16 protein-coding genes are annotated in these 22,060 nt (G+C 68.5%); 12 read left to right on the top strand and 4 right to left on the bottom strand.

Features of this window, described 5'->3' with window-relative positions; all coding sequences use genetic code 11:
* Positions 1 to 142: 142 nt before the first annotated feature.
* The gene (locus tag ABIC25_RS12525) at positions 143 to 1,192 is read right to left on the bottom strand and encodes an alpha/beta hydrolase fold domain-containing protein (protein ID WP_354561652.1); all 1,050 of its coding nucleotides are present in this window, start codon (positions 1,190 to 1,192) and stop codon (positions 143 to 145) included.
* Between the two features lie 516 nt (positions 1,193 to 1,708).
* On the opposite strand from ABIC25_RS12525, the gene gltB reads away from it, so the two are divergent.
* The 4 genes from gltB (at position 1,709) to ABIC25_RS12505 (ending at position 9,659) form a co-directional block, all read left to right on the top strand.
* On the top strand, positions 1,709 to 6,292 hold the full coding sequence (gltB, locus tag ABIC25_RS12520) for a glutamate synthase large subunit (protein WP_354561650.1): 4,584 nt from the start codon (positions 1,709 to 1,711) through the stop codon (positions 6,290 to 6,292).
* On the top strand, positions 6,285 to 7,739 hold the full coding sequence (locus ABIC25_RS12515; RefSeq protein WP_004021447.1) for a glutamate synthase subunit beta: 1,455 nt from the start codon (positions 6,285 to 6,287) through the stop codon (positions 7,737 to 7,739). The genes gltB and ABIC25_RS12515 overlap by 8 nt, the downstream gene beginning before the upstream one ends.
* Before the next feature lie 233 nt (positions 7,740 to 7,972).
* Entirely contained in the window at positions 7,973 to 8,860 is an 888-nt protein-coding gene (locus ABIC25_RS12510; RefSeq protein WP_004021446.1) for a cutinase family protein, read from the top strand.
* Between the two features lie 127 nt (positions 8,861 to 8,987).
* Complete coding sequence (locus ABIC25_RS12505; RefSeq protein ID WP_004021445.1) at positions 8,988 to 9,659, top strand: DedA family protein; 672 nt, start codon at positions 8,988 to 8,990, stop codon at positions 9,657 to 9,659.
* Between the two features lie 471 nt (positions 9,660 to 10,130).
* Here the strand turns inward: ABIC25_RS12505 and ABIC25_RS12500 are convergent, their stop codons facing one another.
* Positions 10,131 to 10,376 (bottom strand): RNA-binding S4 domain-containing protein, encoded by a 246-nt coding sequence (locus ABIC25_RS12500; RefSeq protein ID WP_004021444.1) that lies wholly within the window; start codon positions 10,374 to 10,376, stop codon positions 10,131 to 10,133.
* Positions 10,377 to 10,510: 134 nt separating this feature from the next.
* On the opposite strand from ABIC25_RS12500, the gene lysX reads away from it, so the two are divergent.
* A complete protein-coding gene (gene lysX / locus ABIC25_RS12495; protein ID WP_354561648.1) occupies positions 10,511 to 13,924 on the top strand; it encodes a bifunctional lysylphosphatidylglycerol synthetase/lysine--tRNA ligase LysX in 3,414 nt (1,137 codons plus the stop codon).
* 54 nt (positions 13,925 to 13,978) lie between these two features.
* Here lysX and ABIC25_RS12490 read toward each other — a convergent pair whose 3' ends face one another.
* Positions 13,979 to 14,176, bottom strand: a complete 198-nt coding sequence (locus ABIC25_RS12490; RefSeq protein WP_354561646.1) for an MBL fold metallo-hydrolase — start codon at positions 14,174 to 14,176, stop codon at positions 13,979 to 13,981.
* Between the two features lie 320 nt (positions 14,177 to 14,496).
* Here ABIC25_RS12490 and sigK point away from each other — a divergent pair, with 320 nt between their 5' ends.
* From sigK to ABIC25_RS12455, 7 genes are all read left to right on the top strand, one after another.
* Positions 14,497 to 15,111 carry an ECF RNA polymerase sigma factor SigK gene (sigK, locus tag ABIC25_RS12485; protein ID WP_064569920.1) on the top strand — a complete coding sequence of 205 codons (615 nt, stop codon included), beginning with the start codon at positions 14,497 to 14,499 and terminating at the stop codon, positions 15,109 to 15,111.
* A 70-nt stretch (positions 15,112 to 15,181) separates the two neighbouring features.
* The gene (locus ABIC25_RS12480; RefSeq protein WP_248644294.1) at positions 15,182 to 16,090 is read left to right on the top strand and encodes an alpha/beta fold hydrolase; all 909 of its coding nucleotides are present in this window, start codon (positions 15,182 to 15,184) and stop codon (positions 16,088 to 16,090) included.
* Positions 16,091 to 16,124: 34 nt separating this feature from the next.
* Complete coding sequence (rraA, locus tag ABIC25_RS12475) at positions 16,125 to 16,616, top strand: ribonuclease E activity regulator RraA (protein WP_064569919.1); 492 nt, start codon at positions 16,125 to 16,127, stop codon at positions 16,614 to 16,616.
* Positions 16,617 to 16,706: 90 nt separating this feature from the next.
* Positions 16,707 to 18,260, top strand: a complete 1,554-nt coding sequence (locus ABIC25_RS12470; RefSeq protein ID WP_064569918.1) for a succinic semialdehyde dehydrogenase — start codon at positions 16,707 to 16,709, stop codon at positions 18,258 to 18,260.
* Positions 18,261 to 18,379: 119 nt separating this feature from the next.
* Entirely contained in the window at positions 18,380 to 19,588 is a 1,209-nt protein-coding gene (locus ABIC25_RS12465; RefSeq protein WP_239403061.1) for a PQQ-dependent sugar dehydrogenase, read from the top strand.
* A gap of 3 nt (positions 19,589 to 19,591) precedes the next feature.
* The gene (locus tag ABIC25_RS12460) at positions 19,592 to 20,407 is read left to right on the top strand and encodes a cyclase family protein (protein ID WP_354561644.1); all 816 of its coding nucleotides are present in this window, start codon (positions 19,592 to 19,594) and stop codon (positions 20,405 to 20,407) included.
* Positions 20,408 to 20,426: 19 nt separating this feature from the next.
* Positions 20,427 to 21,353, top strand: a complete 927-nt coding sequence (locus ABIC25_RS12455; RefSeq protein ID WP_354561643.1) for an alpha/beta fold hydrolase — start codon at positions 20,427 to 20,429, stop codon at positions 21,351 to 21,353.
* On the opposite strand, the gene ABIC25_RS12450 is transcribed toward ABIC25_RS12455, so the two are convergent.
* Positions 21,333 to 22,037: a hypothetical protein gene (locus ABIC25_RS12450; RefSeq protein WP_354561641.1), complete on the bottom strand. Its 705-nt coding sequence runs from the start codon at positions 22,035 to 22,037 to the stop codon at positions 21,333 to 21,335. The genes ABIC25_RS12455 and ABIC25_RS12450 overlap by 21 nt on opposite strands.
* Positions 22,038 to 22,060 lie beyond the last annotated feature (23 nt).

Raw genomic sequence — 22,060 nt, 5'->3', positions numbered from 1 at the left:
ACGCTGCTCCACCGACAACGAACTACGTGGATGCATACAACTCTCCCCGGGTAGTCGAAACTGATTTTCAGTCCAACTCCCGGGGAGCAGTCCACCGCGCGTGGTGGGTTTGCGGAAAAGGGGTGGGTGTGCGGGTGCGGGGCTACTGACGGTCCGGGGCCGTCACGTCGATGAACCGGGCCGCGATGTCGATGGCAGAACGCGCTTCGGCCGACAAGCGGGGGATCAATTGGAAGACGTGGCCCTGATCCGGCCATGCCTGGATCACCGAAACCCCGCCGGCGCCGGTGATCTCGTCGTGCGTGGCGCGGGCGTCGGCGCCCATCACCTCGCGTGCGCCGTACTGGATGAGCGTGTTGGGCAGGGCCATGTCCGGGGTGAGCCGAACCCGCATCCGGGGATGATCGGGCGCCGCGGTCCGGGTGTAGAGCCGCAGGATCTTCCGGGCGGGCACCGCGTCGATGATCGGATCGCGGACTCCGGTCCGTTGATTGCGCACGGCCAGTTCGAAAGTGGGGTCGTAGAGCGGTGAGAACAGCACCATCGAACCCGGCTGCGGGGTGCCCGTCGCGTGGTTGACGGCGAGCAGGTCGAGCGCGAGGTGGCCACCGGCGGAGTCGCCCGCGATCACGATGTCCTCGGCGCGATACCCCTGAGACAGCAGCCAGCGATAGCCGCGGATGGTGTCGTTGCCCGCGCACGGCCAGGCGTGTTCCGGGGCGAGTCGGTAGTCCAGGCTGAACGCCGGCAGGCCGGTCCGGTTGCCGAGCCGTCCGACGAGACCCCGGTGCGTCCGCGGCGAACACACGACATACCCGCTTCCGTGCAGGTAGTAGATGATCCGAGAGCCGGGAGACGGGGCGCTCGCGTGCCGGCCGGTCACCCATTCGCCGCGGACCTGGCCGCCGCGGAAGCTCTCGCGCACGATCTCCACCCGGGTGTTGGCCGGAGGCGGGTTGAGGCGCTCGATCGTCCGATTGAGGGCCGGGCGGGTCCGCTGGATCATCTGTGCCGTCACCCGTGGATGACTGACCCCGGCCGCCGCCATCATCGGCCAGGTGACGCGGGCCAGGTAGGCGTTGACCGCGCGGGAGCGCCGCGAACCATGTGGATCGACGCCGAGGCGGCCGAACGGATGCTCGACGAGGACCGGGTCTGCGACGGGTTCGCCCGCGGGCACAGTGACACTCATCACCTGACGGTAGATGCCCGACGCCATCCGGGTGGGTGATCGTCCAGGGTGAGATCGGGCCGCAATCCGACCGCGACCGACGACGGCGTCGCAACCGACATCGACGGCTTCGCGGAGAGTCATGCGGAGGAGTCCTCGAAACGCCCGATTCCCGTCTGACGTGCACCTGCGGTGCCATTGTGGTAGCCGGATTTCTTGACTCGGCCCTTCGCGTGGAAAAATGGCTCACAATGCTCATACGGCTGCCCGGGGGCGCTCTGGCGTGCTGCGCGCGGTAGCTGCGATGAGCAGGGTGGTTCGGGCCCCGACGATGCGGCCCGAAGGGACCGTCAGCAACGGCGCTGACCGGGACTCACCGCCGCTGTGATCGTCGGCTCTGCCCAGGTCAGCCCCGATGCGGGTGGATGACGACGACGCCGGGGACATCGTGGTCCGCGGTCCGACACGGCCGGGTGTGGCCCCAGACATTGACGACGGGTAGTGCGTGCACCCCTCGTGCGCAAAGTGAGGCGAACTATGAAGCAGGCTCCGGGACCGGTGGGTCTCTACGACCCACGCAACGAGCACGACTCGTGCGGCGTGGCGTTCGTCGTGGACATGCATGGGCGGCGCAGTCGCAACATCGTCGACAAGGCGATCATGGCGCTGGTGAATCTCGAGCACCGCGGCGCCGCGGGCGCCGAGCCGAACACCGGTGACGGTGCCGGGATCATGATCCAGGTCCCGGACCGCTTCCTGCGGGAGACCGTGGACTTCGAGCTGCCCGCCGAGGGCAGCTACGCGACCGGTATCGCCTTCCTGCCCCAGGGCTCGGAGGACGCGCGCCTCGCCTGTGAGGGCGTGGAGAAGGTCATCGAGGCCGAGGGCCTGACCCTTCTCGGATGGCGCGAGGTGCCCACCAACGAGAGCTCGCTCGGAGCGCTCGCCCGCGATGCCATGCCGACCTTCCGCCAGGTGTTCGTCGGCGGCGCAGAGGGCATGGAGCTCGAGCGTCGCGCCTACGTCGTGCGCAAGCGCGTGCAGTACGAACTCGGCAACAAGGGTGCAGGCGCCGACGGCCCGGGCCGCGAGACCGTGTACTTCCCCAGCCTGTCCGGACGCACCTTCGTCTACAAGGGCATGCTGACGACCCCGCAGCTGCGGGAGTTCTACGTCGACCTGCAGGACTCGCGCGTCGAGAGCTCGCTCGGTCTGGTGCATTCGCGCTTCTCCACCAACACCTTCCCGTCGTGGCCGCTGGCGCATCCGTTCCGCCGCGTCGCCCACAACGGCGAGATCAACACCGTCACCGGCAACGAGAACTGGATGCGGGCCCGCGAGGCGCTCATCGACACCGAGGCCTTCGGGGCCGACGCGGCGTCGAAGATCTTCCCGATCTGCACCCCCGGTGCGTCGGACACCGCCCGGTTCGACGAGGTGCTCGAGCTGCTCCACCTCGGTGGACGGACCCTCCCGCACGCCGTGCTCATGATGATCCCGGAGGCGTGGGAGCGGCACGAGTCGATGAAGCCCGAGCACCGGGACTTCTACCGCTACCACTCCGCGCTGATGGAGCCCTGGGACGGACCGGCGTCGGTCTGCTTCACCGACGGCACCGTCGTGGGCGCCGTGCTCGACCGAAACGGTCTGCGCCCCAGCCGTATCTGGGTCACCAAGGACGGCCTCGTGGTGATGGCCTCCGAGGTCGGCGTGCTCGACATCGACCACTCCGACGTCGTGCAGAAGATGCGTCTGCAGCCGGGCCGCATGTTCCTCGTGGACACCGCGGCCGGCCGGATCGTCGACGACGAGGAGATCAAGGACGAGCTCGCCGCCGAGCATCCCTACGGGGAGTGGCTCGAGCAGGGACTGGTCCCGGTCGACGACATCGAGGCACCGCCGCACCAGCACATGCCGCATGACCGAGTCGCGCTGCGGCAGCAGGTCTTCGGTTACACCCGTGAAGAACTCGACCTCCTGGTCGCGCCGATGGCCAAGACCGGTGCCGAGGCACTCGGCTCGATGGGCACCGACACCCCGATCGCGGTGCTCTCCAAGCGCCCGCGCATGCTGTTCGACTACTTCCAGCAGCTGTTCGCCCAGGTGACCAACCCGCCGCTCGACGCGATCCGCGAGGAGATCGTCACCAGCGTCGGCGGCACCATCGGCACCGAGGCCGACCTGCTGAATCCCGGCCCCGAGTCGTGCCGGCAGATCGAGCTGACGTCGCCGGTTCTCGACAACGACACTCTCGCCAAGCTGGTGGAGATCAACACCAACGACGCGCTGCCCGGTTTCCGCAGCGTCCACATCCACGGCCTCTACCCGGTGGCCGAGGGCGGTGCCGGACTGCGCAAGGCGCTCGACGAGGTGCGTGCCAAGGTCAGTGCCGCGATCGACGACGGCGCGAACCTGGTGATCCTGTCCGACCGCGAGTCCGACGAGACCTACGCACCGATCCCGTCGCTGCTCCTCACCGCCGCGGTGCACCACCATCTCGTGCGCGAGCGCAAGCGGACCCAGGCCGGCCTGATCGTCGAGTCCGGCGACTGCCGCGAGGTCCACCATGTCGCCGCGCTCGTCGGCTTCGGTGCCGCAGCGGTCAACCCGTACATGGCCTTCGAGTCGATCGAGGACATGATCGAGCGCGGTGTGCTCGGCAACCTCGACCTGGCCACGGCGCAGAAGAACTACATCAAGGCCGCCGGCAAGGGTGTGCTCAAGGTGATGAGCAAGATGGGCATCTCGACCCTCGCCTCCTACACCGGCGCACAGCTCTTCCAGGTGATCGGTCTGTCGCAGGAGACGGTCGACGAGTTCTTCACCGGCCTCAACAGCCAGCTCGACGGCATCGGCCTCGACGAGATCGCCGCCGACGTCGCGGTGCGGCACGCGCTGGCGTTCTCCGATCGTCCCTCCGAGCGCGCGCACCGCGAGCTCGAGGTGGGCGGCGAGTACCAGTGGCGTCGTGAGGGCGAATACCACCTGTTCAACCCGGACACGGTGTTCAAGCTCCAGCACTCCACGCGCACCGGCCAGTACAAGGTGTTCAAGGAGTACACCAAGCTGGTCGACGACCAGTCCCGCCAGATGGCCTCGCTGCGTGGCCTGTTCGACTTCAACTTCGGTGATCGAGACCCGATCCCGATCGAGAAGGTCGAGCCGGCGAGCGAGATCGTCAAGCGCTTCTCGACCGGCGCGATGAGCTTCGGCTCGATCTCCGCCGAGGCCCACGAGACCCTGGCCATCGCCATGAACCGTCTCGGCGGCCGGTCCAATTCGGGTGAGGGCGGCGAGGATCCGCGTCGCTTCCACCACGACGAGAACGGCGACTGGCGGCGCAGCGCGATCAAGCAGGTCGCGTCGGGACGCTTCGGCGTCACCTCGCACTATCTGTCGAACTGCACCGACATCCAGATCAAGATGGCGCAGGGCGCCAAGCCCGGTGAGGGCGGCCAGCTCCCGCCGCACAAGGTGTACCCGTGGGTCGCCGAGGTCCGCGGTTCGACGCCCGGCGTCGGGTTGATCTCGCCGCCGCCGCACCACGACATCTACTCGATCGAGGATCTCGCTCAGCTGATCCACGACCTGAAGAACGCCAACCCCAAGGCGCGCATCCACGTGAAGCTCGTCAGCGAGGTCGGCGTGGGCACCGTCGCGGCGGGCGTGTCGAAGGCACACGCGGACGTGGTCCTCATCTCCGGTCACGACGGTGGCACCGGTGCCACCCCGCTGACCTCGATGAAGCACGCCGGGGCGCCCTGGGAGATCGGCCTCGCCGAGACCCAGCAGACCCTGCTGCTCAACGGATTGCGCGACCGCATCGTGGTGCAGGTCGACGGCCAGCTCAAGACCGGCCGGGACGTCGTCGTCGCCGCCCTGCTCGGTGGCGAGGAGTTCGGCTTCGCGACCGCACCGCTGGTGGTCTCCGGCTGCATCATGATGCGCGTCTGCCACCTGGACACCTGCCCCGTGGGCGTGGCGACCCAGAACCCGCTCCTGCGTGAGCGTTTCGCGGGCAAGCCGGAGTTCGTCGAGAACTTCTTCCTGTTCATCGCCGAAGAGGTCCGGGAACTCCTGGCGCGCCTCGGCTTCCGCACCCTGCAGGAAGCCGTCGGACACGTCGAGGCCCTGGACACCACCAAGGCGCTGGCGCACTGGAAGTCCGAGAAGGCCGGCAAGCTCGACCTGTCGTCGATCCTGACGATGCCGGAATCGCCCTTCATGAACCAGGATCTGTACTGCTCGGGCGTGCAGGACCATGCACTGGACAAGGCGCTCGATCAGCAGCTGATCGCACAGAGTCGTGAGGCGATCGACCACGGGACCCGGGTGTCCTTCACCTCGAAGATCACCAACGTGAACCGCACCGTCGGCACGATGCTGGGCCACGAGGTCACCAAGGCCTATGGCGCACAGGGTCTCCCCGACGGGACGATCATCGTCGACTTCACCGGTTCGGCGGGCAACAGCTTCGGCGCCTTCGTGCCGAAGGGTGTCACGCTGCGCCTCGAGGGTGACGCCAACGACTTCGTCGGCAAGGGATTGTCGGGCGGTCGTCTGGTGGTCCGTCCGGCACGCAATGCGCCGGCCGACTTCGTCGCCGAGCACAACATCATCGCCGGCAACGTGATCGGGTTCGGTGCCACCGCGGGCAAGATCTTCCTGCGCGGCATCGTGGGCGAACGCTTCTGCGTCCGCAACTCGGGTGTCACGGCGGTCGTCGAGGGCGTGGGCGACCACGGTTGCGAGTACATGACCGGCGGGCGCGTCGTCGTCCTCGGTGAGACCGGCCGCAACTTCGCGGCGGGCATGTCCGGCGGTATGGCCTTCGTCTACGACCCCGAGGGCAAGCTGGCCGACAATCTCAACACCGAGCTCGTCGACCTCGAGCCGCTCGTCGACGAGGACATCGAGTTCCTCGCCGCGATCATCGACGAACACCGTGCCGAGACCGATTCCCCGGTTGCCGCCGCACTTCTCGGCGACTGGGACACCGCCCAGACCAAGTTCGCCAAGGTCATGCCGCGCGATTTCAAGCGTGTGTTGCTGGCCATCTCCGACGCGGAGAAGTCCGGGCGAGACGTGAACGAAGCGATCATGGAGGCCGCACGTGGCTGACCCCAGAGGATTCCTCAAGCACCCCGAGCGGGAGCTGCCCGACCGCCGTCCGGTGGAACTGCGTCTGCTGGATTGGAAAGAGGTCTACACCGACTTCGACAAGGGCCACCTGAAGACGCAGGCGAGCCGCTGCATGGACTGCGGTATCCCGTTCTGCCACAACGGCTGCCCGCTGGGGAACCTGATCCCCGAGTGGAACGACCTGGTCTACAAGGACCAGTGGCGCGACGGTATCGAGCGTCTGCACGCGACGAACAACTTCCCGGAGTTCACCGGCCGTCTGTGCCCGGCTCCGTGCGAGGCGTCGTGCGTGCTGGGGATCAACCAGCCGCCGGTCACCATCAAGCAGGTCGAGGTCGAGATCATCGACAACGCCTTCGACAACGGCTGGGTCACCCCGGTCCTGCCGTCGGAGAAGACCGGCAAGTCGGTCGCCGTCGTGGGTTCCGGCCCCGCGGGACTGGCTGCGGCGCAGCAGCTCACGCGTGCCGGGCACGACGTGACCCTGTTCGAGCGGGCCGATCGCATCGGCGGTCTGCTCCGCTACGGAATCCCCGAGTTCAAGATGGAGAAGCGCCACATCGACCGCCGTCTGGCGCAGATGGAGGCCGAGGGCACCGTCTTCCGCACCGGCGTCAACGTGGGCGTCGACGTCACGGTCGAGCAGCTCCGCGCCGACTTCGACGCGGTGATCCTGGCCAACGGTTCGACCATCGGCCGTGACCTGCCGATCCCCGGGCGTGAGCTCGACGGCATCCATCAGGCGATGGAGTTCCTGCCGCAGGCCAACCGGGTGCAGCTCGGCGACGACGTCGAGGGCCAGATCTCGGCGAAGGGCAAGAAGGTCATCATCATCGGTGGTGGCGACACCGGTGCCGACTGCCTCGGCACCTCGCTGCGCCAGGGCGCCGAGATCGTCCACCAGTTCGAGATCATGCCGAAGCCGCCGATCGAGCGTGCCGAGTCGACCCCGTGGCCGACCTACCCGCTGATGTACCGCGTGTCGTCGGCTCACGAAGAGGGCGGCGAGCGCGTCTTCTCGGTCAACACCGAGCAGTTCACCGGCGAGGACGGCAAGGTCACCGGGCTCAAGGCGCACGAGGTTCAGATGCGCGACGGTCGCTTCGAGAAGGTCGAGGGTTCGGACTTCGAACTCGAGGCCGATCTGGTGCTGCTCGCCATGGGCTTCGTCGGTCCCGAGCGCGAGGATCTCCTCGACAAGATGGGCGTCGAATACGATCCCCGCGGGAACGTGAAGCGCGACAACAGCTTCGCTGCTGTCGGACAGCCGGGTGTCTTCGTTGCCGGCGACGCCGGCCGCGGGCAGTCGCTCATCGTGTGGGCAATCGCCGAGGGCCGGTCGGCCGCCGCGGCCGCCGACAAGTTCCTCACCGGGGCATCGGACCTGCCGGCACCGATCGTGCCCACGCAGGTTGCGCAGCGCTGATCGCGCGGTCGCACAGAACCCCACCGAACTCCCGCTCACCCGCTGAGGGTGGGCGGGAGTTCTGCGTGTAGGGGACAGGCGTGTCGGGTAGGTGTCTCCCGGCCCTGCGACCGGGGCGGGGCCAGCGTTCCTCGGGCGTTCCGCGGGCCGCAACGCATCGGCGGGTCGCCGGTCCTACACTCGCCTCATCGCTGTCGGCCGGCCCTCACCGGCCAGTACGAAGGGAACGGACCATGCGTCGGATCGTCGCGACCGTGTGCGCGCTGCTGTGCGCCGTCTTGGCCGGAGGGGGCCTCGCCCTTCCGAAAGCCGACGCCGCGCCGCGCGGGTGCCCGGAGATCTATGTGCTCGCCGTGCCCGGCACCTGGTCCAACGGTGCCAATCCGGGCCTTCTCGCCGAGGTCACCGCCGGGCTCGGACCGGAGACCCGTGTGCAGTACGTCGGATACGACGCCACGGCGTTCCCCTGGGAGAAGGCGATCTACGGGAAGTCGAAGGCACAGGCCGTGGCGAACACCACCGGACTGGCCCTGCAGATGCTGCGCCGATGCCCCGGCACCCGGATCGCGTTGGTGGGTTACAGCCAGGGCGCCGACGCCGCCGGCGACCTCGCCTCCGAGATCGGCACCGGACGCGCAGCCATCAAGCCGGGTCAGGTGGCCGGCGTCGTGCTGATCGCCGACCCGCGCCGGTCCAAGCGCGACAACCTGGTCGGCCCGCCGCTACGCGGCGAAGGCAGCGGCGGACCGCGCCTCGACAGCATGGGTTGGGTACTGCCGAGGGCGTTCACGATCTGCGAACCCACCGACGTCTACTGCAACGTGCCCCGCGACTACTACGTGACTCGGATCGTCGGCTACCTCGCGGAGACCAGTGACCCGACGCCGAGCCAGATCGGCCAGTACCAGGCGGAGGCGGGGGCGATCCTCGCCGAACTGCTCACCCTCGGTGGTCCCGGGGAGATCGTGCAGGAACTCGGCGACGAGCGGGCCCGCGAACAGATCAGGTCGTTCAACCGCTTCCTGCAGTCCGGATCCCACGGCACCTATCGCGACTTCGAGGTCCGTCCCGGGGTGACGGCGGTGCAGTGGGCCAATCGCTTCCTCGCCGGCCTCGCGTGAGGGATGCCGGTCGGCTGACCTGTGCCGAAATCGGATGAATCGGACGCCCGGCTAGAGTGGCGGCCGAGGCGGTCACCGATGCCGGAGACCAGCCACCCGCCCGCCCTCGGACAGACGGACTCAATCCTTGTCAACGCAGCTCGCCGCCGTACTCGCCCAGACCGACCCGTCCCAGGGTCACAGCGGTTTCATCGGCTGGATCCTCGACCTGATGGACACGCTCGGGGAGCTGGGCGTCGGGGTGGCGATCCTGCTCGAGACCTTCCTGCCGCCCATCCCGTCCGAAGCGGTCCTTCCCGGCGCCGGGTTCCTCGCCTACGAGGGCCGCATGAACGTCTGGCTCGCCTGGGCGGCCGCGACCGTCGGTTCGCTCGTCGGCGCCTGGCTCTGGTACTGGATCGGTGCCGCTCTGGGGCGCGATCGCACCCGACGTCTCGTCGGACGGCTCCCGCTGTTGGACTACGACGACTTCGACAAGGCGGAGGAGTACTTCGTCCGCTGGGGCGGTTTGGCGGTTCTGCTCGGGCGGTGCGTGCCGCTCGTGCGATCGTTCGTCTCGATACCCGCCGGCATCGAGAAGATGCCGTTCTGGCGCTTCACCGCCTATACGACGCTGGGTTCGGGGGTGTGGAACGCGCTGTGGATCGGGATCGGTTTCGGGTTCGGCCCGGCCATCGCTCCGGCGCTGGAACGCTGGAGCGGCGTGCTGTCGAACATCGTGATCGTCGTATTGGTCCTCATGATCGCCTGGTTCGTCGTGAAGCGGATCCGCCGCCGACGCGTGAGCTCCGCGGGATGAGAAGGGCGTCGGGAACGCCTCCCGGTGCCGGCCCCGATGAGGCCACGGACGACGCCTGGGTCATTCATGCAGGTGAGGGGCGCGTCGCTCCCCGCGCGGTAACGCTTCGCGTGCGACGATCGATCTAGCCGTCGTGTGCGGCACTCGCCACTCCGAGACCCGGACGAGCGAGATCCACACGTGTCGGTGGTCGGGGGGACGTGGCGAAAGCCACGCGAAAGTCCGGCGACATGATCCGGATCAGCCGCTACAGTAGAACAAAGTTTGAGTCCGTTGTAACGAATGTGAAGTATCAGGAAGTGATTGGTCATGAAGTTGGCTGACACCTTTCATGCACCCCGCCGGGGCTCCCTGCTGAACTCGCTCACCGGTGGGCGACTCGGGGGCCGCCCCTCCACGCCGGTGTTCCCCGCTGAAGCGGAACGCCTCATCACCCCCGCCGAACTCAGACGGTTCGGCGTTCGGACCTAGTCAGGGGGCGGGCTGCTCGTCGCTCTCCGAGGCGACTCGTACGCTCATCCCGCCGACGGACACCACGTCGCCGATCGCCAGCTGCCGGCCCCGGCGGGTCTCCACCTCGTCGTTGACGGTGACCAGGCCGTCGGCGATCACCTCCTTGGCCTCGGCCCCGGACTCGATCAGGTTCGCGAGCTTGAGGAACTGGCCGAGGCGGATGGACTCGTCGCGGATCGTCACGTCGTACACGGCTTCGATCATGCCGGTACCGGGCGTGCGCGGCCACCCCGGTCGGAGCTGCGACGACATGCGCCGAGGCGAGACGATCTGAGCCGGACATGGCCGATCCGCGTGGAGTGCCGGGACAGATCCCCGTTCCCGACTACCGTTTACGCATGGCCACCGACACCCCCCTCGCGCCGGTCGACCCCGAGAACCCCGACGAGCACCACATCGGTACCTCGCGCGCACCCACCGCGGCCGATCGTCGTTCCCTGGCGCTCCTCGACAAGATCAGGCGCCCCACGGGGTTCGGGACCCGCGCACCGCACGTCGCGGGCACCGTCGTCGGTGTCCTCGCCGCTATCGCGTTGCTGTCCAGTCTCTTTCCCGCGATCCGGCATCTGATACACGACCCGCGACGCTACGTCGACGACTACATCATCACCCTGCCCGACACCAGTTTCGCCTGGGCGTTCGTCCTCGCGCTCCTCGCGGTCGCCCTGTCGGCGCGCAAGCGGATCGCCTGGTGGATCAGCGTCGTCTATCTCGTGCTGTTCATGACGGCCAACGTCCTGTATCTGATACCGGCGCTCGAGGACGACCTCGGAGTCACGGCATGGGACCGTACCAACATCTACCTCGGCCTGTTCATCGACGCCCTCGCGTTGATGTTCCTGCTCTCCACCTATCGCCAGTTCTATACGCGGGTCCGCAAGGGGGCGATCCCCGCGGCGTTCGGCACCCTCATCGCCGGACTGGTCATCGCGACGCTGCTGGGCTGGGCGCTGGTATGGGCGTTCCCGCACACGCTGACCCGGGGCGACCGGTTGCCCTACGCGTTCAACCGGGTTGTCGCCTTCGGTGCCATCGACCAGGACGCGTCGTTCGACGGCCGGCACACGCACCTCTTCGTCAACGGGTTGCTCGGGTTGTTCGGTGCGCTGGCGCTGATCGCGGCGGCGATCGTGCTGTTCCGGTCGCAGCGGCTGCGCTGGCTCATCACCGCCGAGGACGAAGCACTCATCCGCGCACTGATCGCGCGGTTCAACGACGACGACTCGCTGGCGTACTTCTCGACCCGGCGCGACAAGGCCGTGGTGTTCTCACCCGACGGCCGCGCGGCCATCACCTACCGCGTCGAGGTCGGCGTCGGACTCGCGGGCGGTGACCCGATCGGCGACCCGGAGTCGTGGCCCGACGCCATCGCCGAATTCCTCACGCTCTGCGAGAAGTACGGGTGGCATCCGGCGTCGATGGGGTCGAGCCCGCGCGGGGCGGCCGCCTTCGACGCCGCCGGCTTCGTCTCGCTCAACATCGGCGACGAGGCCATCCTGCACACGCGCGAGTTCAGCCTCAGCGGGTCGGCGATGAAGGCGGTGCGCCAGGCCGTGACCCGCACCCGCCGTGCCGGGGTCGGCGTCCGCATCCGACGGCACAACGAGATCGGCGACACCGAGATGGCGCAGATCGTCGCGCGCGCCGACGACTGGCGCGACACCGACGAGGAACGCGGCTTCGCGATGGCGCTCTCGCGCATCGGTGACCCCGCGGACGGCGACTGCCTGCTGGTCGAGGCCGTGCTGGACGAAGGCGAACCCGGCGAACGGGTCGTCGGCATGCTGTCGTTCGTTCCGTGGGGGCGTCGTGGCGTCTCACTCGACCTGATGCGTCGTGACCGGCACGGACCGAATGGTGTCGTGGAGACGATGGTCGCCGAATTGTGCCGTAACTCAGAGCAGTTGGGCATCACCGAGGTGTCGCTCAACTTCGCCGCGTTCCGCGCGTTCTTCGAACAGGGACCCCAGATCGGTGCCGGACCGGTGATGCGGATGGGCTATTCGGTGCTGATGTTCGGCTCGCGGTTCTTCCAGATGGAGTCGCTGTACAAGTCGAACGCGAAATACCTGCCGGACTGGCAGTCGCGCTACCTGTGCTTCGAGGACAGTCGGATTCTGCCCCGGGTGGGCCTGGCCGCCATCGTGACCGAGGGTTTCATCACGTTGCCCCGGTTCGGCCGGGCCAAGCACTACACGCAGGGGCCGCCGTCGATCCCGCCCGGTGTCGACGCCCCCGCCCTCATCGCCGAACTCGAAGCCGAGACGGCCACCCCCGAGGGTGCGGTCGTCCATCGACCGGAACAGGTACGTGTCCGGCTCGAGAAGATGGACCGGCTCGTCGAGCGGGGTTTCGATCCGTACCCGCCGGCAGATCAGCCCACCCACACGATCGCGCAGGCCAAGGCCGAGCCCGAGGGAACGGTCGTCACCGTCGCCGGCCGCGTGACGCGGCTCCGCGACTTCGGCAAGGTCGTGTTCGCCGACGTCCACGACTGGTCCGGCGAGGTCCAGGTGCTGGTCGAGGACTCTCGGGTGATCCCGGGAACCCCCGATTTCGGCACAGACGTCGACCTCGGCGACCTCATCCAGGCGCGTGGCGTCGTGGGCACCAGCCGCAAGGGTGAACTGTCGATCCTGATCGACGCCTGGCGGATCAACGGCAAGTGCCTGCGTCCGCTACCCGACAAATGGGCCGGCCTCACCGATCCGGAAGCGCGTGTCCGCCAGCGCTATGTCGACCTGGCGATCAACGAGCAGACGCGAGCATCGCTCGCCACCCGCAGCCTCGTCGTGAAGTCGTTGCGCGACTTCCTCTCCGCGCGTGGCTACCTGGAGGTGGAGACGCCGATCCTGCAACAGATCCACGGCGGCGCCAACGCGACCCCGTTCCAGACGCACATCAACGCCTACAACCTCGACCTGTATCTGCGCATCGCTCCGGAGCTCTACCTCAAGAGACTCTGCGTCGGTGGCGTCGAGAAGGTCTTCGAGATCGGCCGCAACTTCCGTAACGAGGGCGTGGACTTCAGTCACAACCCGGAGTTCACGAGCCTGGAAGCGTATGAGGCGCACAGTGATTACCTCAAGATGCTCGACCTCACCCGCGAGATGATCCAGCACGCGGCGACGGCGGCCTACGGGGAGCCGGTGATCGTGCGCACCGACGTCGACGGAAACGAAGAACGCGTGGACATCTCGGGGGAGTGGCCGGTCAAGACCGTCCACCAGGTGGTGTCGGAAGGTGCGGAGCAGGAGATCACGCCGGAGACCTCCGTCGAGGAGTTGCGCGCGGTGTGCGATCGCCTCGAGATCAACCACCGGCCGGATTGGGATGCGGGGCAGATCGTGCTGGAGCTCTACGAGCATCTCGGCGAGGACCGGACCACGTTCCCGACCTTCTACACCGATTTCCCGACGTCGACATCGCCGCTCACGCGCGCACACCGGAGCAAGCCGGGCGTCGCGGAGCGATGGGACCTCGTCGCCTGGGGCGTCGAACTCGGCACGGCCTACACCGAACTCACCGACCCGGTCGAACAGCGCAAACGTCTCACCGAACAGTCGATCCTGGCGGCCGACGGGGACCCCGAGGCCATGGAGCTCGACGAGGACTTCCTGCAGGCGCTCGAATACGCGATGCCGCCCACCGGTGGTCTCGGCGTCGGCGTCGACCGGGTGGTCATGCTCATCACCGGGCAATCCATCCGCGAGTCGCTGGCGTTCCCGCTCGCGAAGCCGCAGGACGCCTGAGTCGACCGCGTCAACCGCAGAGGCCGTCGACGGCGTCGTGGTCGTGCGTCGGGATCACTCGCAGCGCGTGACGGGCCAGGTGGAGAGCGCCCCTCGGACACCGCCGACCGGTGGATCGGTGCCGGTCAGCACCCACTCGCGTTCCACCCGGTGCAGCCGCACCGGCAGGTCGGTCAGGTCGTGCAGCCCGCACACGTGATCCCAGTGGGCGTGTGTCGGTAGGGCCGCCGATTCCGGGCATCTGGTTGTCACATGTAGTTCACCGGGGGGAGGTTTTGGGTAGCACTCGGCCGTCGTTGAATGGTCCTGGCTCTCCGAAGGGCTGCTGTCGTCTCAACGGGCTACAACAGATCACAATGTGTAACGACGGGCTAGGGTCGAACGACCTACTTCACGACCCCCGCCGTCTGACGAGAGGTGCCCCGGATGATCCTCGAAGAGCCCGTACAGCAGGACCCTCGGGCGGGCCGTCGTTGACATGCACCCGGGTCGGATTCCGTTCACGGCGACGGTTCTCGCGGAGCCTCTGAGTCGGCACGTGCCTCGACCTCGAGCCGGCAGCAGCTGAACCCGTGGCGCCGAGGGAGAGCGACGCGACCGCGGATGCGGATCATGGGGGCGGGGGCGAATCGCAGGTGCTCAGCGACCTGCTGGCTCTGGTGGCCGACGGGGATCGCGCGGCGTTCACACGCTTCTACGATCTGACCAGTTCCCGGATCTACGGCCTGGCCGTCCGGGTGGTCCGTGACCGGCACTACGCCGAAGAGGTGGTCCAGGAGGCCTACCTGCAGTACTGGCAACAGGCCGTCGACTACGAACCCGCACGTGGGTCGGTGATCACCTGGATGATGACCATCGCGCACCGTCGCGCCGTCGACCGGGTCCGCACCGAGAACATGCAGACCGAGAGAATGTCGGAGTACGGGGTCAGGAGCGTGGAACCCGAAGCGACGCAAAATCTTCCGTTGGAGGCCGTGGTCCGCACGGCGGAGGTGAACGCGGTGCGCACCTGCCTCGGACACCTCACCGATCTGCAGCGCGGAAGCCTCGAGATGTCGTACTTCGGGGGACTCTCGTACCCGGAGGTGGCCGCACGCATGGACACGCCCCTGCCCACCACGAAGTCTCGGATCAGGGACGGCCTGCGAAAGCTGCGCACCTGCCTGGACTCTCATGAGGACGGCTGATCACTCACCGCACTGAGCCCGGTCGCGTCGTCCGATGACGCCGTCCGGCTCACCCGGGCACACTGAACGCGTGCACGAGACGACACGCGACGACGGTTTGAGGTCACCCGGTGAGTTCGTGACGGTCGGGGAGCATCGTCTCCATGTGCTCGACGAGGGTTCGGGTCCGCCGCTGCTGCTCATGGCGGCGCTCGGGAGCAACTGGTTCGATCTCGATCCGCTGGTCGCGCGACTCTCCTCCTCGTGGCGGGTCCTGCGGTACGACCGTCCGGGCTACGGATTGTCCGATCCCATCGGCCGGGGCCACCATCCGTCGCTGCTCGGCGAGGTGGAGCGGATGGCCGCCGTGCTCGACGCGCGCGGCGTCGACGAACCTGTTGTGGTGGTCGGGCATTCGCTGGCGTCGCTGTACGTCGAGGCGTTCGCGCGACGGTACCCGGAGCGGACCGCGGGCGTGGTCGTGCTCGACGGGTCGTACGTGTTGCTCCCGTGGCGGATCGTCCCGCTGTCGTTCCGGGTCGGCAACGCTCATCGGGTGGTCGGTGCGGCACGAGCGGTGACGAGTCGCGTCGGTATCCGTCGCTGGCCGAGCTTCCAGGTGTGGAGCCGGGTCGTGCCGGCTCCCCCCGAGGGTCGCGGAGAGCAGCAGCAGCGGTGGAGCACCCACGTCTTCGGGCAGCCGCCCTATCTGCTCGCCCTGCTCGTCGAAAACGCCGCGTTCGGGTCGATGAACCAGACGTTGCGCAGTCTGCGCCGGTCCGCGCCGATGCCCGGTGTCCCCACGATCGTCGTCGTGGCGTCGTCGAGACTGCCGGGGTGGCGTCACTTCTGGGAGTGGAAGCAGCGGCGATACGCCGAGGTGCTCGACGCCGGTGAGATCGCCGTTCTGCCGCGGGCGAGACACTTCCTCGTCTCCGAACGGCCCGACGACGTCGCCGAGATCATCGATGGCGTCCGATCGGTCCCTACCCGCGAGTAACCAGCTACTTGCGGTTACACCTAAACTGTTCGGCATGAGCGAGCTCACCTTCACCCCGACGGCCGATCTCGTCGACGAGATCGGTGCCGATGTCCGCAGCTGTGACACCCAGTTCACCCAGTTCGGCGGCAACCGGGAGTTCGTCGGACGGGTGTCGACGGTCCGATGCTTCCAGGACAACGCCCTGCTGAAGTCGGTCCTCGGTGAGTCCAACCCCGGCGGGGTGCTCGTCGTCGACGGCGACGCATCGGTCCACACCGCGCTGGTGGGAGACCTGATCGCCGAACTCGGCCGGTCCAACGGCTGGGTCGGGATCATCGTCAACGGCGCCATCCGCGACGCCAAGACCATCGGTGGGATGGAGATCGGGGTCAAGGCCCTGGGCACCAACCCGCGCAAGTCGACCAAGACCGGCGCCGGTGAGCGCGACGTCCCGCTGACCATCGGCGGCGAGACGTTCACCCCCGGCGACGTCGTCTACTCCGACGACGACGGCATCGTGCTCGTCGCGGCGGAGCCACGGTAGAGGCCGACCCCAGCAAGCCCCCGGTCGCCGAGCCCGACGATCGTCATCGAACAGAACACCGGACATCCGACAGCGCTGAGGAGCACCGCCATGCCGAAGCCCACTCCCGACCACTTCGCTCGCCTGGGTGCGCTCGTCGCCATCGACGACGCCGCGAGTCGTCCGACGCGCCCCGTTCTGGAGGCGTTCAGCGGGACCGAGATGGCCACCATCCCGGTCGCCACCGCAGACGATCTCGAGGTGGCGGTCGCCCGTGCCCGCCAGGCGCAGCAGGGGTGGGCGGCTCGCACACCGGCCGACCGCGCCGCGATCATCGACCGTTTCTCCGAGCTGGTCCACCGCAACGCGGCATCGCTGATGGACATCGCCCAGGCCGAGACCGGCAAGGCGCGCATCTACGCGCAAGAAGAGGTCATCGACGTCTCGATCACCGCGCGGCACTACGCGACCAACGGACCCAAGCTGTTGGCCGACCGCAAGGTCAAGGGCATGCTGCCGGGCGCGACGAGCGTACGCGTGCGGTATCTGCCCAAGGGCGTGGTGGGCGTCATCAGCCCGTGGAACTACCCGCTCACGCTGGCGGTGTCCGACGCGGTGGCGGCGCTGATCGCCGGCAACGCCGTGGTCATCAAGCCCGACAGCCAGACTCCGTACTGCGCACTGGCCCTGGCCGAGTTGCTCTACGAGGCAGGTCTCCCGCGCGAGCTCTACGCCGTGGTGCCCGGGCCGGGAGGCGTTGTCGGACAGGCCATCATGGCCTCCACCGACTACGTGATGTTCACCGGTTCCTCGGAAACCGGGGCCACCCTCGCCGAGCAGGCCGGGCGCAGGCTCATCGGATTCTCGGCAGAGCTCGGCGGCAAGAACCCGATGGTGGTCACCGCGAGCGCCGACATCGCCAACGCCGTCCGGGGCGCGGCGCGGGCGGCGTACTCCAACTCCGGGCAGCTGTGCATCTCGATCGAACGGATCTACGTCGACAAGAAGATCGCCGACGACTTCGCCGAGCGGTTCGCCGCGTACGTCTCGACGATGAAGCTGTCGGCCTCCTACGATTTCACCGCCGACATGGGGTCCCTGGCCTCGGCCGCCCAGATCGACACCGCCGAGGCGCACGTGGAGGATGCGGTCGCCAAGGGTGCCAAGGTACTGGCCGGCGGCAAGCGACGCGCCGATCTGGGGCCGTTCTTCTTCGAGCCGACGGTCCTCACCGACGTCACCGACGACATGGTGTGCTTCGCGAACGAGACCTTCGGACCCGTCGTCTCGATCTACCCGGTGGACTCCACCGACGAGGCGATCAAGCTCGCCAACGACACCGACTACGGTCTGAACGCCAGTGTCTTCGCCGGGAGCAGTGCCGAGGCGCAGCAGGTCGCCGAGCAGCTCCGGGCCGGGACGGTCAACATCAACGAGGGTTACGCGGCGGCGTGGGCGTCGACGGCGGCTCCGATGGGCGGCATGGGCATCTCCGGAGTGGGACGCCGCCACGGCGACGAGGGTCTGCTGAAGTACACCGAGCCCCAGACCATCGCCGAGCAGCGCTTCATCGGCATCGACCGCATGCCGGTGGTCCCGACGAGCATCTACCGCGCCATCACCCCGACCGCGGTCCGCGCGCTCAAGTACCTGCCCGGCCGCTAGGAGCAGAGGGACGCCCGCAAGCTCGCTCCTCCGGCACGTACGGGCCCGGCGAGACGCCGGATGTCCTGCCCGATCGGTGTGAGCGTGGTTACGGTAGCCCTGTGACCCGGAGCCCCCGCATGCGCAGAGACCCCGTAACCCGATCCCGCCGGACGCGTCTGGGGGTGCTGACCGCGGCCGTCTCGGCTGCCCTCGTCGGCGCCCTGGTGTCCGCGCCCGCCGCCGACGCGGCACCCGCACTGCGGGTGACCACCGTCGCCGACGGACTGAGCATCCCGTGGGGCGTCGTGGTGGCCCCGGACGGAACGGTGCTGACCGGAGAGCGGTCGGGACGGTTCGTCGCAGTCCGCCCGGGCGGGCAGCGGGTGAACGTCCGCGCCGACCTGTCGCGCATCTTCGCGCAGGGCGAGTCCGGGCTGATGGGCCTCGCGATCGATCCGCGATTCGAACAGACCCGCCGCGTGTACTCGTGCCAGGCGGAGGCAACCGTGCCGGGTGCGCCGGGGGCGCCCGGTTCGCTGTCGAACATCCCGATCGAGTTCCCGCAGACCGGTCAGACCATCCAGGTCGTGTCCTGGCGGGTCGGCGCCGACTGGACCCAGATGGCCCGTGAACGCACTGTGCTGAGCGGGATCCCGGTCAACTCGTCGGGGCGGCACGGCGGTTGTGGTCTCGCGGCCACCGGGGACAGCCTCTGGGTCGGAACCGGCGACAATGCCACCCCGTGGATTCCGCAGTCCCGGACCTCGCTGGGCGGAAAGGTGCTGCACATCAAGCTCGACGGGACGCCCGCTCCGGGAAATCCGAACCCCCGCAGTCCGATCTACAGTCTCGGGCATCGCAACGTGCAGGGTGTGGCGGTTCAACCCGGTACGGGTCGCGTGTACGCCATCGAGCAGGGCACGACCCGCGACGACGAACTCAACCGGATCGTCGCCGGCGGCAACTACGGATACAAGCCCGACCGCCTGCCGGTGATCTACGACGAGTCGGTGCCGATGACCGATCCCGTCCGTGTCCCGGGTGCGATCGGTCCGGTGTGGAGTTCGGGCGACCAGACGATCGCACTCCCGGGTATCGCCTTCCTGCCCGACACAGGGTGGGGCGAGTACAGCGGCGGTCTCGTGCTCACGGCGCTCAAGGGCAAACGACTGGTGTTCCTGAAGCTCTCCGATGACGGGCGACGCGTGGTGTCGGAGACCGAGGCCTTGAAGGACGCGCACGGCCGCCTGCGCGGGGTGGCCGTCGCCCCCGACGGATCTCTGGTCCTGACGACCAGCGACGGTGAGGGTTCGGATCGCATCCTGCGCGTGCGCTGGAACGGCTGAGCCGTGTGCGACGACGCGATCGTCGGACATGCCCACGACGAAGCCCGTCGGATGTCTCGTCGAACCGCGCTGAGGGTTGCTGCCGGTGTGGCGACCGGGATCTCGGCGTCGATGGCGGCCGGAACCGGCCTGGCTGCCCCCTCGCGAGGCGCGCCGGGCGGCGCGGCAGTCGGCCGGGTCGTCGACCTCACCCACACGCTGTCGCCGTCGTTCCCGGTGTGGCCGGGTAATCCGCCCATGGTCTCGGTCCCGACGTCCCGTGTGCGGGGCAGAGATTCGGGCTTCTCGACCAACTGGGTCTCGTTCGCCGAGCACACCGGTACCCACGTCGACGCCCCTGCCCACAAGATCGGGCGCGGGATCACCGTCGACCGCATCGACCCGGCCGACCTCGTGGCACCTCTGGTGGTGATCAGCATCGAGACGAGGGCACGTCGTGACCGGCGGGCCCAGTTGACCGAACGTGATGTCGCGGAATGGGAATCGACTCACGGGCCGATCCCTCGCGGCGCGCTGGTCGCGTTGCACACCGGGTGGCGGCCACGCACCGGCGGTGCGGATGCCGCCGGGTTCTCGCCGGCCGCGGTCGGCATGCTCGTGACCGAGCGGGGGGCCGTGGCCATCGGGACCGATACGCTCAGCGTCGACATCCGCGGCGCCACCGGTGCCCACACCGCGATCCTCGGCAGCGGACGATACGCCGTCGAGGCGATGGCGAACCTGGAAGCCGTTCCGGCGCAGGGTTCGACGGTGGTCGTCGGCGCGCCGAGGTTCGCCGGCGGCACCGGTGGTCCGGCGCGGGTACTCGCGCTGGTGTGAACCGACAGGAAGGTCATCGATGACCACACGCCTCACCCGATTCGGTCGCGGACCGTACACCTTCGATGTCATCGACGCCGGACCGGCAGACGGAGAACCCATCGTGCTGCTGCACGGTTTCCCCCAGCGGGCCTCGTGCTGGGAGCTCGTTGCACCGATATTGCACGACAAAGGATTTCGGACACTCGCACCGGACCAGCGCGGCTATTCGCCCGGCGCGCGGCCCACGCGGCGACGGGATTACTCACAGGGGGAGCTGGTGTCCGATGTGCTCGCCCTGCTCGACTCTGCCGACATCGAGCGAGCGCACCTCGTCGGCCACGACTGGGGTGCGATCGTCGGGTGGACGGCGGCGGCGCATCATCCCGACCGGGTCGAGACGCTCACCGCTCTGTCCGTCCCGCACGCCGGGGCGTTCATGCGTGCCATGCCCCGGGGCCAGATTCTCCGGTCCTGGTACATGGCCGCCTTTCAGATTCCGGTGCTGCCGGACAAGCTCCTCGGCTGGGCGATGCGGACACAACCGGATTTCGGGGAGCGGATGGGACTCCCGCAGCCGTTCGCATCGCGAGTGGCAACCGAGATCGGCGACCACGGTGCATTGCGCGGCGCGCTGGGGTGGTATCGCGCGATGTTCCTGCCGGACAAGCGGTCCGAGCCACGACCGGTCCGTGTCCCGACCACTTTCGTGTGGGGTGACGCCGATGTCGCGATCAGCGGGGCCGCGGCCCGGCTGTGTTCGGGCTGGGTGGAGGCGAACTACGAGTTCATCGCTCTTCCGGGCGCGGATCACTGGCTCCCGGAGGCGCACCCCGACGAGGTCGCGGCCGCGATCCTCGCCCGAGTCAACCGCCCGTACACCGGTTCCGGCGCAGCGGGTCCGGTGCGGTCACACGGACCGGGTGCGGCCTCGGCGGACGAGACGTCAGCGCAGGATACGGCGTAACACGACGAAGACGATCAGCGCGACCGCGGCCGCCAGCCCGGCGAATGCGGGCGTCAGGTTGGTGGTCGGGGCCTCGGTCGGGGAGCCCGAGCGCAGCTGTGCGAAAGTCGCTCGGGCAGCATCCGATTCGGCGACCACATCGACCGGCGGATGTGCCGGCGGAGCCGAGGGTGTGGGCGGGGTGGCGGGACGGGGGGTGGACGCCGGCTCCGGGGAACGGGTCACCGGCGGGGCGGAAGGAGACGCCGGGGTCGGGGCCGGCACCTGGGGCGCTTCGGGTTCGGGTGCCGGAGCCTGCGATTCCGGCACGAGCGGCGCCGACTTGGCCGGTGCCTTCTTCGGCGGCGCCTTTTTGGCGGCCGACTTCTTCGCCGGTGCGACGCCCGCTGCCTTCTTCGCCGGACTCTTCTTGGCCGGCGCCTTCGCCGGGGGTGTCTTCTTGGCGGCCTTCTTCGGCGGGAGCTGGTTTCCGCCGGACTCCGCGGCCGCCGTCTCCGGTGTGGTCTTCTTCGCGGGCGCCTTCTTGGCCGGCTTCTTCGCTACCGGCCGCTGGGGTGCGGGCGCCGAAGCGTCGGGTGAGCTGCTGGAACCGGGATCGCCCGGTGCGGCGATCGGGAACAGTGCCTGCTCGTCGCGGTTCGGGTCACCGTCGGACGGTGTGACGTTCGGATCCGGCTCGGTCATTCGGCGCTCCCTCGCAAGTGTCC

The organism is Gordonia sp. PvP123, from assembly GCF_040547295.1.
Classification (GTDB): Bacteria; Actinomycetota; Actinomycetes; order Mycobacteriales; family Mycobacteriaceae; genus Gordonia; species Gordonia terrae.
Note: the sequence above shows the minus strand (reverse complement) of the source record. Positions and strands in the feature narration are given on the sequence as shown.